Origin of the sequence: Sphingopyxis indica, assembly GCF_900188185.1 — a bacterium.
Taxonomy (GTDB): Bacteria; Pseudomonadota; Alphaproteobacteria; order Sphingomonadales; family Sphingomonadaceae; genus Sphingopyxis; species Sphingopyxis indica.
The window spans coordinates 598,442-612,802 of sequence record NZ_FZPA01000001.1; the positions used below are offsets into that span (position 1 = coordinate 598,442).

Annotated in this window: 14 protein-coding genes; 8 read left to right on the forward strand and 6 right to left on the reverse strand. The window is 65.9% G+C overall.

Annotation, left to right across the window (positions count from 1 at the left end):
- Nucleotides 1–223 precede the first annotated feature (223 nt).
- Nucleotides 224–1,012 carry a helix-turn-helix domain-containing protein gene (locus tag CHB69_RS02735; RefSeq protein ID WP_089214402.1) on the reverse strand — a complete coding sequence of 263 codons (789 nt, stop codon included), beginning with the start codon at nt 1,010–1,012 and terminating at the stop codon, nt 224–226.
- Nucleotides 1,013–1,131: 119 nt separating this feature from the next.
- Between CHB69_RS02735 and CHB69_RS02740 the strand changes: the two genes are divergently transcribed.
- Together CHB69_RS02740 and CHB69_RS02745 are read left to right on the forward strand one after the other, a co-directional pair.
- Entirely contained in the window at nt 1,132–1,527 is a 396-nt protein-coding gene (locus CHB69_RS02740; RefSeq protein ID WP_089214403.1) for a hypothetical protein, read from the forward strand.
- Nucleotides 1,528–1,673: 146 nt separating this feature from the next.
- Nucleotides 1,674–3,623 (forward strand): CocE/NonD family hydrolase, encoded by a 1,950-nt coding sequence (locus CHB69_RS02745; protein WP_089214404.1) that lies wholly within the window; start codon nt 1,674–1,676, stop codon nt 3,621–3,623.
- Nucleotides 3,624–3,693: 70 nt separating this feature from the next.
- Here the strand turns inward: CHB69_RS02745 and CHB69_RS02750 are convergent, their stop codons facing one another.
- Nucleotides 3,694–4,149 (reverse strand): universal stress protein, encoded by a 456-nt coding sequence (locus tag CHB69_RS02750; RefSeq protein WP_089214405.1) that lies wholly within the window; start codon nt 4,147–4,149, stop codon nt 3,694–3,696.
- Between the two features lie 158 nt (nt 4,150–4,307).
- Between CHB69_RS02750 and CHB69_RS02755 the strand changes: the two genes are divergently transcribed.
- From CHB69_RS02755 to CHB69_RS02780, 6 genes are all read left to right on the forward strand, one after another.
- Nucleotides 4,308–5,597 carry a pyruvate dehydrogenase complex dihydrolipoamide acetyltransferase gene (locus CHB69_RS02755; protein ID WP_089214406.1) on the forward strand — a complete coding sequence of 430 codons (1,290 nt, stop codon included), beginning with the start codon at nt 4,308–4,310 and terminating at the stop codon, nt 5,595–5,597.
- 5 nt (nt 5,598–5,602) lie between these two features.
- Nucleotides 5,603–6,031 carry a hypothetical protein gene (locus CHB69_RS02760; RefSeq protein WP_089214407.1) on the forward strand — a complete coding sequence of 143 codons (429 nt, stop codon included), beginning with the start codon at nt 5,603–5,605 and terminating at the stop codon, nt 6,029–6,031.
- Nucleotides 6,028–7,440 (forward strand): dihydrolipoyl dehydrogenase, encoded by a 1,413-nt coding sequence (lpdA, locus tag CHB69_RS02765; protein ID WP_089214408.1) that lies wholly within the window; start codon nt 6,028–6,030, stop codon nt 7,438–7,440. The genes CHB69_RS02760 and lpdA overlap by 4 nt, the downstream gene beginning before the upstream one ends.
- 53 nt (nt 7,441–7,493) lie before the next feature.
- Nucleotides 7,494–8,156 carry a hypothetical protein gene (locus tag CHB69_RS02770; RefSeq protein ID WP_170935405.1) on the forward strand — a complete coding sequence of 221 codons (663 nt, stop codon included), beginning with the start codon at nt 7,494–7,496 and terminating at the stop codon, nt 8,154–8,156.
- 89 nt (nt 8,157–8,245) lie between these two features.
- Complete coding sequence (locus CHB69_RS02775) at nt 8,246–8,836, forward strand: phosphatase PAP2 family protein (protein WP_170935406.1); 591 nt, start codon at nt 8,246–8,248, stop codon at nt 8,834–8,836.
- A gap of 95 nt (nt 8,837–8,931) precedes the next feature.
- The gene (locus CHB69_RS02780; protein ID WP_089214411.1) at nt 8,932–10,263 is read left to right on the forward strand and encodes a Xaa-Pro dipeptidase; all 1,332 of its coding nucleotides are present in this window, start codon (nt 8,932–8,934) and stop codon (nt 10,261–10,263) included.
- A 70-nt stretch (nt 10,264–10,333) separates the two neighbouring features.
- Here CHB69_RS02780 and CHB69_RS02785 read toward each other — a convergent pair whose 3' ends face one another.
- From CHB69_RS02785 to CHB69_RS02800, 4 genes are read right to left on the reverse strand one after another with little or no spacing between them, the layout of a single operon-like run.
- A complete protein-coding gene (locus CHB69_RS02785; RefSeq protein ID WP_170935407.1) occupies nt 10,334–11,113 on the reverse strand; it encodes a tyrosine-protein phosphatase in 780 nt (259 codons plus the stop codon).
- Nucleotides 11,114–11,115: 2 nt separating this feature from the next.
- A complete protein-coding gene (locus CHB69_RS02790; protein WP_089214413.1) occupies nt 11,116–11,919 on the reverse strand; it encodes a crotonase/enoyl-CoA hydratase family protein in 804 nt (267 codons plus the stop codon).
- A 25-nt stretch (nt 11,920–11,944) separates the two neighbouring features.
- Nucleotides 11,945–13,075: a CaiB/BaiF CoA transferase family protein gene (locus CHB69_RS02795; RefSeq protein WP_089214414.1), complete on the reverse strand. Its 1,131-nt coding sequence runs from the start codon at nt 13,073–13,075 to the stop codon at nt 11,945–11,947.
- A 16-nt stretch (nt 13,076–13,091) separates the two neighbouring features.
- Complete coding sequence (locus tag CHB69_RS02800) at nt 13,092–14,342, reverse strand: acetyl-CoA C-acetyltransferase (RefSeq protein ID WP_089214415.1); 1,251 nt, start codon at nt 14,340–14,342, stop codon at nt 13,092–13,094.
- Nucleotides 14,343–14,361 lie beyond the last annotated feature (19 nt).

Sequence of the window (14,361 nt, forward strand, 5' to 3'; positions counted from 1 at the left end):
TCGTCCGACCAACCCCTCCTCTTCAGAGGAGGGGCAGCGAGACTTGCCAGCTTGCTGGCTTAGTCGCAGCGGGGTGGTGCATGGCGTCTTGCGCGCTGTCGCGCGCCACCACCCCAACCCCTCCTCTGAAGAGGAGGGGCTTATTATTGCGTCCCCTCCCGCCCGCTTGCCGCCATCCCGTTTTGGTTTGCAAACGGTATAATCTTCTCGTCGGAAGAAGGCCTTATTCTCGCTGTAGCGCCAGCTCGCGCAGCAATGCCGCACTTTCGGCGTCCGCCGGGAAAAAAGCCTCGATGGCCAGCTCGGACAGCGTGATGTCGAGCGGCGTGCCGAATACCGTCACCGTCGATACGAAGCGAATTGGCCCCGCGGGCGTGTTCAGGATCAGCGGCACCGCGATGCCGTTCGCCTCGGCAATGTAATCCTCTGCATCGTCCGCATCATAGGCCGCCAGCTCGTCGCGCAGCGCTGCGAGGCCAGCGTCGGCGGTCGCCTCGATCTGGCCGCCCAGGCGGTGCAATATATGCGCCCGCCATTCGGCGCGATTTTCGATATGCGGCGCGAGGCCGTGCGGATGCAGCGCGATGCGCAGCACATTGGCGGGCGGTTCGAGAAGGGCAGGGTCGACGAGCGCGGTGAGGAGCGTGATCGCTCCATTCGCCGCGACCATGTTCCAGTGTCGATCTACCGCCAGCGCCGGATAGGGCTCGTGGCCTTTCAGCACATGCTCGACGATCGCACGCATCCCGGCCATTTCGGCGCTGTCGAGCGCGCGTTCGCGATAGTCGGGCGCGAAGCCCGCCGCGAGCAGCAGCGCGTTGCGCGCGCGGTGCGGCACCTGAAGCCGTTCGGCGATCCGCTCGATCATCTGCGGACTCGGCCGCGACCGTCCCGTTTCGATGAAGCTCAGATGACGCGTCGAGATGTCGGTTTCGAGCGCGAGGTCCATCTGGCTCATCCGGCGCCGCGTGCGCCATTCGCGCAGCTGTTCGCCCAGGGGTGCGACCTGCATTCCACGTCTCCTTCACCCTGTCGGCTAGCGCGCCAGCGTTCCGATTTCCATTACCTCGCGCGTAATCGACGCCATGTCGATTCGGGTTCAATTGGAACGGGTTCGAAAGGAGATCCGTCATGCCCAGCTTCAACCTCAAGACCACGCTGATCGTCGATGCCGTCACCTGCACGGCTCTTTTCTTGCTTTGCGTCTTCGCAACCGTCACGGTCGCCGCGCTGCTCGGCCTCCCCTCCGATGTGGTGACCGTGGCGGGATGGATCGGGCTGCCGTCGGCGGCGCTGATGCTGCTCGTCGCCTTTCAGAAGGAGCCGAGCAAGGGGCTCGCCAATCTGATCGCGGTCGGCAATCTGGGCTGGGTCGCGGCGAGTTTCGCCGTGATCGCCATTTTCGCCGCGCAGATGACGTGGCTCGGCATCGTCATCGTCGCCGTTCAGGCGCTCGTCGTGCTTGAAATGGCGCTGCTCGAAGCGAAAGGCGCGGCGGCGCTGCCGCGCCCGGCGGCGACCGCCTGACCTCTCCCGGCCCTCGCCGGAACCTGACGGAGCGGTCGCGCGCCGCTCCGTTCCTCTTGCGTAATAACATTACATCGAACGGTTGCATTGCTTCGCGCGCCGCCCCAAAGTCCGCGCCTGCCAAATCGACACGCAAAGGGGTTCGCATGGTCCGCTCGTTCCTGTTCGTCACTTTGTCCGCGGTTGCGCTGACCGGCGCCTCGATCGCCAGCGCGACCACAAATGTGGCACCCAAGGCGGCGCAGATGCGGGCGGATATTCCCGACAAATTCTCGGTCCCGAACGAAGACGCCGACTATGACAAGCGCGTCGAAATGATCCCGATGCGCGACGGCACAAGGCTCTATACGGTGATCGTCGTGCCGAAGGGGGCGAAGAACGCCCCGATCGTGCTGACGCGCACCCCCTATAATGCGAAGGGCCGCGCGAACCGCATGGACAGTCCGAGCATGTTGTCGACGCTGCCGCTCTCCGACGAGATTTTCGTGAAGGACGGCTATATCCGCGTCTATCAGGACATTCGCGGCAAATATGGGTCGGAAGGTGACTATGTCGTCAATCGCCCGCCGGTCGGCCCGCTCAACCCGACCAAGGTCGATCACACCACCGACGCGTGGGACACGATCGACTGGCTGGTGAACAGGAAGAACCTGCCCGAATCGAACGGCCGCGTCGGCATGATCGGTTCGTCCTATGAAGGCTTCACCGTCGTGATGGCGCTGCTCCATCCGCACCCCGCGCTGAAAGTCGCGGCGCCCGAAAGCCCGATGGTCGACGGCTGGATGGGCGACGACTGGTTCCATTACGGCGCGTTCCGCCTCGCCAATATCGCGTGGATCGGCGCGCAGACCGGCTACAAGGGCGAAGGCAAGGCGCCGCCGACCGGGGGCTATGACGATTACGACAATTTCCGCCACGGATCGGCGAACGACTGGGCGCAGAAGCAGGGCTATGCCCAGCTTCCCTTCTGGCAGAAGATGCTCGACCACACCGCTTACGATGAATTCTGGCAGCAGCAGGCGCTCGACAAGCTCGTCGCCGCCAATCCGTCGAACGTCCCGACCTTGTGGGAGCAGGGGCTTTGGGACCAGGAGGATATGTACGGCGCGATCATGAGCTGGGAAGCGCTGAAGGCCAAGGGCAAGATGGGGAACAACTTTCTCGTCATGGGTCCGTGGCGGCACAGCCAGATCAATCGCGAAGGGCGCTCGCTCGGCCCGTTCGAGTGGAATGGCGACACTGCGGCGCAGTTCCGCAAGGAGATGGTGCTGCCGCTGTTCAACCAATATCTGAAGGACGGGCCGCCCGCGAACCTGCCCGCCGCGGCGATCTACAATAGCGGCGAGAACCGCTGGGATCGCTTCACCACCTGGCCGCTCGCGTGCGAGAGCGGATGCAGCGCACCGCTGACCCCGATCTATGTGGGCCCCGACGGCGGCCTCGGCTTTGACAAGCCTGCTTCGAGCAGCACCAGCTATGTCTCCGACCCCGCGAAGCCGGTGCCGCACCTGCCGCGCCCGGTGAACTTCCGCGACGGGCGCTGGGGCGACTGGCTGGTCAGCGACCAGCGCCACGCCGACGGCCGCCCCGACGTGCTGACCTTCCAGACTGACGTGCTCAAGGAACCGGTGCGCGTGTCGGGTGCGCCGATCGCGAACATCTTTGCGAAGATCACGGGATCGGACGTCGATTTCGTCGTCAAACTGATCGACGTCCTGCCTGCCGAGAATGCGACCGATCCCGAAATGGGTGGCTATCAGCTGCCGATCAGTCTCGACATCTTCCGCGGCCGCTATCGCGACAGCTTTACGAAGCCGACCGCGATCCCGTCGGGGGTGACGCAGAATTACAAATTCCGCCTGCCGACGGTGAACCATGTGTTCCAGCCGGGGCACCGGATCATGATCCAGATCCAGTCGAGCCTCTTCCCGCTCTATGACCGCAATCCGCAAACCTTCGTTCCCAACATCTTCCTCGCCAAGCCCGAGGATTACAAGAAGGAGGAGATCACGATCCTGCAGGGCGGCGATACGCCGAGCGGCGTTTTGCTGCCGGTGGTGGCGGTCGACCAGTCGGCGGTGAAGGCGGGGCGGTAAACTTCCAAAGCTGTGTGCTCCCGCGGAGCCGAAGGCGGCGCGGGGACACACGGCTTCTTCGAAAATGGCGCTAACTCACCGCATCGAGCCGTTCGATATCGATTCCGCCCGGCACCAGCATAACCGGGCAGGGCAGGGTGCCTGCATCATTCCCGGTGAAGTGCGAAACCAGCGGCCCCGGCGCGCCGCTCGGCGCGGTGGCGAGCACCAGCGCGGCGATGTCGTCGCTCGCGCCGATCACTTCGCGCACCACTTCGGCGGGCTTTCCCGATTTGACGAGGATTTTGGGCGAGACATTGGCTTCCTGCGCGATGGCGTTCGCCGCGGCTTCGGCGAGCGCCTCGGCCTGCTCGCGTGCCTCGGCCTCGATCGTCGCCTGAACGCCGCCGAAGGCAAGGAAATCCTGCGGCTCGACGATCGCAAGCACCATCACCCCGCCACCGGTGCGCGCGGCGCGCCGCGCCGCGAAGCGCAGCGCCAGCGTCGCTTCCGGACTGTCGTCGATCACGACCAGATATGTCCGCATAACCCCCGACCCCTCTCGTCATTTTCGCGCGAGAGTGCGTCACATTCGTATGAAAGGCAAGCGTGCCCCGCTGGACCTTGACCCGGCGAATGCTTATGGCGAGGGGGAATCCGTAGCGGCACATAATGCCTCCCCACGAGACAGGAACGAAAAGCCCGATGCCCATCGAACTCAAGATGCCCGCCCTCTCGCCGACGATGGAAGAGGGCACGCTCGCCAAATGGCTGGTCAAGGAAGGCGACAGCGTCCAGTCGGGCGACCTGCTCGCCGAGATCGAGACCGACAAGGCGACGATGGAGTTCGAAGCGGTCGACGAAGGCACGATCGCTCAGATCGTCGTTCCCGAAGGCACCGACAATGTGAAGGTCGGCACGGTGATCGCGGTCATCGCCGGCGAGGACGAGGATGCGAGCGCAGCCAAGGCAGCACCGGCGCCTGCACCGGCACCCGCCGAAGCGAAGAAAGAAGAGCCTAAGGCGGCTCCTGCGCCCGCCGCTCCGGCGCCTGCGCCTGCGCCGGCTCCCGCTCCCGCTCCCGTCGCTTCGGGCGAGCGCATCAAGGCCAGCCCGCTCGCCAAGCGCCTCGCCGCCGAGCAGGGCATCGACCTTGCGACGCTGACCGGCAGCGGTCCCGGTGGCCGCATCGTCAAGGCCGACCTCGAAGGCGCACCGACGGGCGCCGCTACCCCCGCGGCCGTGAGCGCCGCGCCGGCACCCGCACCTGCCGCCGCCGCTCCCGCGCAGCCCTTCGAAACCGAGATTCCGCATAGCGCCGACAAGCTCAGCAATATGCGCAAGACGATCGCCCGCCGCCTGACCGAAGCGAAGCAGACGATCCCGCACATCTATCTCACGGTCGATATCCAGCTCGACAAGCTGCTGAAACTGCGCGGCGAACTCAATGCCGCGCTCGAACCGCAAGGGATCAAGCTCAGCGTCAACGACCTGCTCATCAAGGCGCTCGCCAAGTCGCTGATCCAGGTGCCCAAATGCAATGTCAGCTTCGCGGGCGACCAGCTCATCAGCTATCAGCGCGCCGATATTTCGGTCGCGGTCAGTGTTCCGGCAGGCCTGATCACCCCGATCATCGTCGGCGCCGACGAAAAATCGGTGAGCAAGATTTCGGTGGAGATGAAGGAACTTGCGGCGCGCGCCAAGGACGGCAAGCTCCAGCCGCACGAATATCAGGGCGGCACCGCGAGCATCAGCAATATGGGGATGTTCGGCATCAGCCAGTTCGACGCGGTGATCAACCCGCCGCAGGGCATGATCATGGCGATCGGCGCGGGCGAGAAACGGCCGTGGGTCGTCGACGACGCGCTCGCGATCGCAACCGTGATGTCGGCCACGGGCAGCTTCGACCATCGCGCGATCGACGGCGCCGACGGCGCGCAGTTGATGCAGGCGTTCAAGCAGATCGTCGAAAACCCGCTGGGGCTGGTGGCCTGATCGGCGTGAGTGCGCGAAAGGCGCCCTTTGCCCTCCGCATCCTCCGCCGCGTGCTGCTGCCGGCGATCGTCGCGGGCGTGCTGTCGAACCTCGCGGTCTATCATATGCTCGGTGCCGAAGGCGCGCTGACCGACTGGAAATCGACCGGGGTGATGGCGGCGATCGCGCTCGTCGGCCTGCTTACCGGCGGCTGGATTGCGCTGCGGATCGCCGAGCGGCTGCCGCTGCCCGCGGCGGGACGGCTCGTGCTGTTCGCGGCGGCGGGGATCGTTACCGGGGGGCTGCTCGCGCTCGCGATCGCCAGCATGATCGTCGACGAGGGGCAGCTTGGGTACATGAAATACGGGCTTGCCGCCGGTGCGGTCGGCGGGCTCGTCTGGATCTTGATCAATTTCGACCTGGCCGCGGCGCCGGGCAACAGGAGATTATCGTGAGCGACACCTACGACCTCATCGTCCTCGGTTCGGGCCCCGGCGGCTATGTCGCGGCGATCCGCGGCGCGCAGCTGGGCCTCAAGACCGCAATCGTCGAGCGCGAGAATCTGGGCGGCATCTGCCTCAACTGGGGTTGCATCCCGACGAAGGCGCTGCTGCGCTCGGCCGAAATCTATCATTATATGCAGCACGCCAAGGATTACGGCCTCGCCGCGGCGAGCATCAGCGCCGATTTGGACGCGGTGGTCAAGCGCTCGCGCGGCGTCGCGAAACAGCTCAATCAGGGCGTCACCCACCTGATGAAGAAGAACAAGATCACGGTGCATATGGGCGAGGGCAGGCTCACCGGCGCGGGCAAGCTCGAGATCAAGAGCGAGAAGGGGACCGAAACGCTCTCGGCCAAGCATATCATCGTCGCGACCGGCGCGCGCGCGCGCGACCTGCCCTTTGCGCCCGCCGACGGCAAGCGCATCTGGACCTATCGCCATGCGATGACCCCGCCCGAAATGCCGAAAAAGCTGCTGGTGATCGGATCGGGCGCGATCGGGATCGAATTTGCGAGCTTCTACAACGATATGGGCGCCGAAGTTACGGTGGTCGAGATGCTCGATCGCATCGTTCCTGTCGAGGATGCCGACGTGTCGAGCTTCCTCGAAAAATCACTGAAAAAACAAGGCATGACGATCCTGACCGGCGCCGGTGTCGAGGAACTGAAGGCAGGCGCGAACGGCGTTTCGGCGAAGATCAAGACGAAGGACGGCAAGGTCGAGGCGGGCGACTACAGCCACGCGATCGTCGCGATCGGCATCGTCCCCAACACCGAGAATATCGGGCTCGAAGCGCTCAAGGTGAAGACGACCAAGGGCCATATCGACACCGACCCCTGGTGCCGCACCAATGTGCCTGGCCTGTGGGCGATCGGCGACGTCACCGCGCCGCCGTGGCTCGCGCACAAGGCGAGCCACGAGGGCGTGATCGCCGCCGAAGCGATCGCAAAGGAACTCGGCAACAAGGACGCCCATCCGCACCCGATGGATGCCAGGAACATCCCCGGCTGCACCTATTGCCACCCCCAGATCGCGAGCGTCGGCCTGACGGAGGCGAAGGCGAAGGAAGCGGGCTATGACGTCAAGGTCGGCAATTTCCCCTTCATCGGCAACGGCAAGGCGATCGCGCTCGGCGAGGTCGAAGGCTTTGTGAAGACGGTGTTCGACGCCAAGACCGGCGAACTGCTGGGCGCGCACATGGTCGGCGCCGAAGTCACCGAAATGATCCAGGGCTATACCGTCGGCAAGACCGCCGAGCTGGTGGAGGAAGACTTCATGCACAGCGTCTATCCGCATCCGACGATCAGCGAGACGATGCACGAGGCGGTGCTGGGCGCCTACGGCCGCGCGCTGCACATCTGACCCCGTCCGTCTTTTCTTAAACTTTCGTCCCTATGCTGCACGGCATGGGGGCGATGATGCGGACGATCAAATTCGGAACCGGAAAGCTGGCGCTCGGCGCGCTGATGGGCATCATGCTGCCGATCATCGGGATGCCGATGCTGTTCGGCGGCGTGATGCTGAAGGTCGTCGGCCTGATCTTCGTCGTCGGCGGCCCGCTGGCGTCGGCGGCGAGCATCAAGCGGCTGCTCGGCGACGGCGTCGCGCTGCAATATGACGCGATACGGGTGCGGGTCGCGACGAGCTGGTCGTCCGAAACTTTCCGCTGGACCGAGGTCAAGGGCGTCTCGCGCAGCCAGTTCGTCACCCGCATGTGGGGCTTCATCCCGATCAGTCGCCGGAATTTCATCGACTTCAAGGTCCAAGGCGGCGTATTCGGCACCCGCACCATCCGTCTTGCCGCCGCTGGGCTCGACCTCAGGAAGCGCGATCTCGACTCGCTCGTCGGCCAGTTGCAGCTGATGCACGCGGCGCAGGCCGGATCGACCGAAACGCTCGCATCCTTGCAGGCCGCGGTGACTCCGCCCGATCGAGATCCGCTCGAGGGCGAGCCGCGCGACGACGGCTTCGACGCCGATGCCGCGCTCGCGCGCTATCTCGCGAACCGTCCGGCGCCCGCTCCGGAGGCTTCGCCGGCGCCGCCGGCCCGACCGAGTTTCGGCCGCAAGATCGCCTGACCCGGCTTGCGCGCTCACCCGGCGTCGCTTAGGCGCCGGTCATGTCGGTGCGCGCTTCGCTTTTCTTCGCCGCCCTTTGCCTCGCAGCGATGCTGCTGCTGGGGCTGGCAGTCCCGGCGATGCAGCCACTCGACGAGTGGATTTCGCGCGGCCTGTCGCTCCGCTCAGACACGTCGTCGTCGCTGCTGATTGCCGTCATGCAGGGAATAAGCTGGCTGGGGGGCGGCGTCGCGCGTTGGGCGATCGTCGTGCTGCTCTGCGCACTTCTCTGGCGCGGGCTTGGCCGGACGACGGCGCTGCGTCTGTTTGCGGCGGCGCTTACGGCCAATCTCGCCTCAACGTTCCTCAAAAATCTCTATGACCGGCCGCGCCCCGCGCTCGTGCCGCATCTCGATCATGTTTCGAGCTGGTCTTATCCCAGTGGCCACGCCGCGAGCGTCGCCGCGGTCGCCATTGCGCTCACGCTGCTTTTCCCACCTCGCTGGCGTCGCGGCGCGGCGGCGGGGGCGGCGCTTGCGATCCTGCTCACCGACCTGTCGCGCGTTACGCTCGGCGTTCACTGGGCGAGCGACGTCGTGGGCGGCACGCTGCTCGGCGCAGCCGCCGCGCTGGCGATCGCTGGACCTCGCCGGTCGGGTGGGAAACAAGGGTCGGTTCGAACCGCGGTCGATTCTCGTTGAGCCTCGCTACCGGTCGGCCGCGTGGCAGTTTTTTTGCTGTCCTACACCGCGCGATTTTGCCATGCCATTTCCGCACTGAGAAACGAGGGGGCGCTATGCGATACAGAGTTAAGTCCGGCAGTTTTCTGCGGCGTGTCGGATTCGCCGCGGCGGCGTTGGGCGCGACCGGCGCGATGGCGCAGGAGGACGTCGCGGGGCAGCAGACAGTCATCACCGCGGCGCACATGCTCGACGTGCAGAGCGGCAAGACGATCGACTATCCGGCGATCTTCGTCGGCGCCGACGGCCGCATCACGAACATCGCCGACGCGCGCACGGTGCGCTGGGGCGAGGGGGTCAAGCATATCGACCTTGGCGACAGGACCCTGCTGCCTGGCCTGATCGACATGCACGTCCACCTCGACGGCCCGGCCGACATCGGCGGCTATCGCGGGCTCGAGTTCACCGACAGCTTCTGGGGCATGACCGCGGTCAAGAATGCGCGCGACATGCTCGACGCCGGTTTCACGACGGTGCGCAACGTCGGGTCGGACAATCGCAACGACATCGGGCTCAAGCAGGCGATCGACGCGGGCTATGCGGTCGGGCCGCGCATCGTGCCCGCGGGCTATGCGCTCGGCGCGACCGGCGGGCATTGCGACAGCACCTTCCTGCCGCCCAGCCTGGAAAAGGCGGACGGCAAGGAGGAAGGGATCGGCGATACGCCCGACGAACTGCGCTATCAGGTGCGCCGCCAGCGCAAATATGGCGCCGAAGTGATCAAGGTATGCGCGACGGGCGGCGTCTTTTCGCGCAACACCGAACCGGGGCAGTTGCAGGTGCCGGAGAATGAACTGCGCGCGATCGCCGACGAAGCGCATCAGTGGGGGCTGCGCGTGGCGGCGCACGCGCACGGTGCCGCGGGCATCCGCACCGCGATCGCCGCGGGAATCGACACGATCGAACATGCCAGCCTTGTCGACGACGAAGGCATCCGCATGGCCGTGACGCGAAAGAGGCCCGTCTGGTTCGGGATGGACATCTATAACACCGAATATACGCAGGCCGAGGGCGCAAAAAACGGCGTTCTCGAGGATAATCTGCGCAAGGATCGCGAGATCGCCCAGATTCAGCGCGACAATTTTCGCAAGGCGCACCGCGCCGGCGTGCGGATGGTCTTCGCATCCGACGCGGGGGTGATGCCGCATGGCGACGTCGGCAAGCAGTTCCGCGTGATGGTCGAATATGGAATGACCCCGATGCAGGCGATCCAGGCGGCAACGAAGAACGCCGCCGAGGCGCTGGGGCGCGAGGGCGATGTGGGCGCGATCGCGGTCGGCCGCTATGCCGACATCGTCGCGGTCGATGGCGATCCGCTGGCGAATATTCGCGAACTTGAAAGCGTCGATGCGGTGCTGAAGGGCGGGGTGCTGGTGAAGGGAGAATGAGAGGCGTCGCCCCAGCGAAAGCCGGGGCCGCTATCGCCGCCGCAGACTGCCAGCGGCCCCAGCTTTCGACCTATACCACCAGCCGGTCGACCAGCGCCTCGCGCATCGCCGGCGTGAAGTTCAGCACCGCTTCGGCATAGCCCGGTATGTCGCCATGATCGCGCCGCACCGTGGCGAGCGCGGCGTCGAGATAGGCGGGGTTGACCGACATCAGCGCGCGGATCGCATCGTCCTTGATCTCGGCGCCATAGCGCTGGCGGATATGCGCGGCGCCCTGGGCGATGCGTTCCTCGATCTTGCCCGCGCTGTTGGTGAGCAGATAGTCGTGCATCAGATCGTCCTCATGGACGCCGAGCAGGCGATGGACGATCGCGACGGCAAAACCCGTGCGATCCTTACCCGCGACGCAATGGACGAGGCTGGGCGTATCATATTCGACGAGCGCGGAGAGATAGAGCCGCAACGTTGCGACGAGTGCCGAGCGGTACGGCATACCGGCATAGGTGTCGATCATCCGCGCCCGCGCGGTCGGGGCGTCGATCGCGCCTCCTGCCGCCTGCAAGTGCGGGGCGAGGCCCGCGGTGATGCCGCCGGCGAACAGGACGCGGCCTGCGAAATTCTCGCTGCGCCGGCACAGATGGATTTCGCGCTCGTCGTCGCCGCGCAGGTCGATGATCGTCTCGATCCCCAGCGCGTCGATCGCCGCCAGATCCTCGTCGACGGCTTCGACATGGTGCGCCGAGCGCCACAGCATCCCGTCGCGCAGCCGCCCGCCGCCCTCGACGGCATAGCCGCCATAGTCGCGGAAATTATGGACGCCCGACAGGGGCAGGACGCGATCGGCGAGCATCGTCATTCTCCCGTAAAGACCGGCGCCCGCTTTTCCACAAAGGCGTCGATCGCCTCGCGATTGTCCGCGGTTTCGTGGACGATCGCCTGATAGGCCGCGCTGAGCTCGAGAATGTCGCTCATCCGGCTGTGCTGCGCCTCGCGCAGCAGTCGCTTGGTAAGGCGCAGCGCGCGCGGCGGGTTGCAGGTGATCCGTTCGGCGATCGCGATCGCGCGGTCGATGAGCGCCGCGTCGGGCACCACTTCGCTGACCAGACCATATTCCTTTGCCGTCGCCGCGTCGAATCGGTCGCCGGTCAGGAACAGCTCGGCGGCGCGCGGATAGCCGAGCACGCGCTGGAGCAGCCAGGCGCCGCCGTCGCCGGGGACGATCCCCACCTTGATGAAGCTGCACGCGAATTTGGCGCTCTCCACCGCGATGCGGATGTCGCAGGTGCAGGCCAGGTCGCAGCCGAGCCCGATCGCATGGCCGTTGACCGCGGCGATCATCGGAATCTCGCAGTCCATCAGCGCGCGGATCACCGCCTGCACCCCGCGGCGATAATTGGCGCGGGTCGAATCGGGCTGGTCGAGCACGCCGATGCCCTTGCGCTCCTGCATCGATTTGAGGTTCCCGCCGGCGCTGAACGCCTTGCCGCTGCCGGTCAGGATGATCGCGCTGACGCTGCGATCCGCGCCGAGCGCGCGCAGCGTGTCGATAATGTCGTCGCAATCGGCGTGGGTGCCGATCGCATTCATGCTCTCGGGCTTCGCCATCGTCAGGATCGCGATCTTGTCCCGCCGCTCGACCTGCAGAAATTCGCCCACGCCTGTTCTCCTCTTCCAACCGCCGCTAGCGGACGGCGCCGCCGTCGCGCAACGTCGCGATCCGCGACGCATCATAGCCGATATCGGCGAGCACCGCATCGGCATCCGCGCCGACCTGTGGCGCGGCGTGCGGCGTATCGTTGACGGTCGCCGAATAGCGCGGCGCCGGGGCCGGTTGCACCGTGCCGCCGATTTCGACGAAGGTCTTGCGCTCGACATTGTGCGGATGCCGCGGCGCTTCGGCGAGCGACAGCACCGGCGCGAAGCAGATGTCGGTCATTTCCATGAGCGCACACCATTCGTCGCGCGTTCTGGTCGCGAACAGCGCGGCGAGCTTGTCCTTGAGCGGCCCCCATTGCGCCGGATCGAGCTGCGCGTCGAAATCGGGATCGGCGTCGAGCCCGGTCTTTTCGCGGAGCAGCGCATAGAATTGCGGTTCGATCGACCCGATCGAGATGAACTTGCCGTCGGCGCAAGCATAGGTGTCATAGAAATGCGCGCCGCCGTCGAGCATGTTGACCCCGGCCTCGTCCTTCAGCCGGCCCATCGCCTTGAACCCCCACGTCATGCCCGCGAGCAGCGCCGAGCCATCGGTCATCGCACAGTCGATCACCTGTCCCTCGCCGGTCTTTGCGGCGTGGAGCAAGGCGCTGGCCATGCCGAAGGCGAGCATCATCCCGCCGCCGCCGAAATCGCCGACATAGTTGACCGGCGGCACCGGCTTTTCGCCCGCGCGGCCGATGCCGTGGAGCACGCCCGAGAGCGCGATATAGTTGATGTCGTGCCCCGCCGCCTGCGCATAGGGGCCGAACTGGCCCCAGCCGGTCATGCGCCCGTAAACGAGCTTCGGATTATCGGCGAGCAGCACCACGGGGCCGAGGCCCAGCCGTTCCATCACGCCGGGACGATAGCCCTCGATGATCCCGTCCGCGCTCCTGCACAGGTCGCGGGCAACCTGCACCGCATCCGGCTTCTTCATGTCCAGCGCGATCGAGGTGCGGCCGCGCGAGAGCGGATCGCGCGGGTCCATGAAACCGCCGGGGCGGTCGATGCGGATCACCTCGGCGCCATGATCGGCGAGCATCATGCCGCAGAAGGGGCCGGGACCGATCCCGGCGAACTCGATGATCCTGATGCCCTTCAGCGGCCCGGCCATGATGCTCTCCTGTTCCTCAGATCCGTTCGATGATGATCGCGGGTGCCATGCCGCCCGCGGCGCACATGGTGACGAGGCCGTAGCGGCCGCCCGAGCGCTCGAGTTCGTCGAGCGCGGTGCCGATCAGGATCGAGCCGGTGGCGCCGATCGGATGGCCGAGCGCCATCGCGCCGCCGTTGATGTTCACCTTCTCGCGGGGCAAGTCGAGGTCGCGGATGAACTTTTCGGCGACCACGGCGAAAGCCTCGTTGATTTCCCAGACGTCGATATCGTCCTTGGTCAGCCCGGCCTTTTCGAGCACCTTTTTCGCCGCCGGCACCGGGGCATTGAGCATCAGGGTCGGATCGTCGCCGATATTGGCATAGGCGACGACGCGCGCGCGGGGTTTCAGGCCGTGCTTGTCGGCATAATCCTTCGAGGTCAGCAGCACCGCGGCGGCACCGTCGACCACCCCGGAGGAATTGCCGGCGTGATGGAAATGCTGGATCTCGAGGTCGGGATAGCGGCGGTTGATCTGTTTCCTGAAGGTGAAGCCGCCGCCCATGTCGAAATCGGCGAGGGCGGCGAAGCTGGGCTTGAGCGCGGCGAGCCCCTCGGCGGTCGTTTCGGGCCGGGGAAATTCCTCATGGTCGAGTGCCACGCTGCCGTCGGGGTTGAGCACCGGGACGACCGATTTGTCGAAGCGGCCTTCCTTGATCGCGCGGTCGGCGCGCTGCTGGCTGACGAGCGCGAGCGCGTCGAGCGCCTCGCGGCTAATCCCCTCGATCGTCGCGATCGCGTCGCCGCAGATGCCCTGATGCGATTGCGGATGCAGCTCGTCGAGGGCTTCGTGGCCCGAGCCCATCAGGCGCGGCGGCAGGCCGGCATTCGCCTGTTCGGCGGCATAGGCGGTGGTATAGCTCATCATCTCGGTGCCGCCGGCGATGACGCAATCCTCCATGCCGCTCATCACGCTCGCGGCGGCGAAATTGACCGCGCTGATGCCGCCGCCGCAGAAGCGGTCGAGCGTCGTTCCCGAAGCCTTGGTGTCATAGCCCGCCGAAAGCGCCGCCATGCGGCCGAGATCGCCGCCCTGCTTGCCGTTCTGGCTGGAGGTCGACCAGACGATGTCGTCGACCGTCGCAGTGTCGAGGTGGTTGCGGTCGCGGATCGCGGCGAGCACGGTCGCGGCGAGATGCTGCGGGTGGAGATGCGACAGCGCGCCCTTGCCGGGCTTGCCGATCCCGCGCGGCGTGCGGACGGCGTCGATGATATAGGCTTCGGTCATGGGGATATTCCTTCGCTGT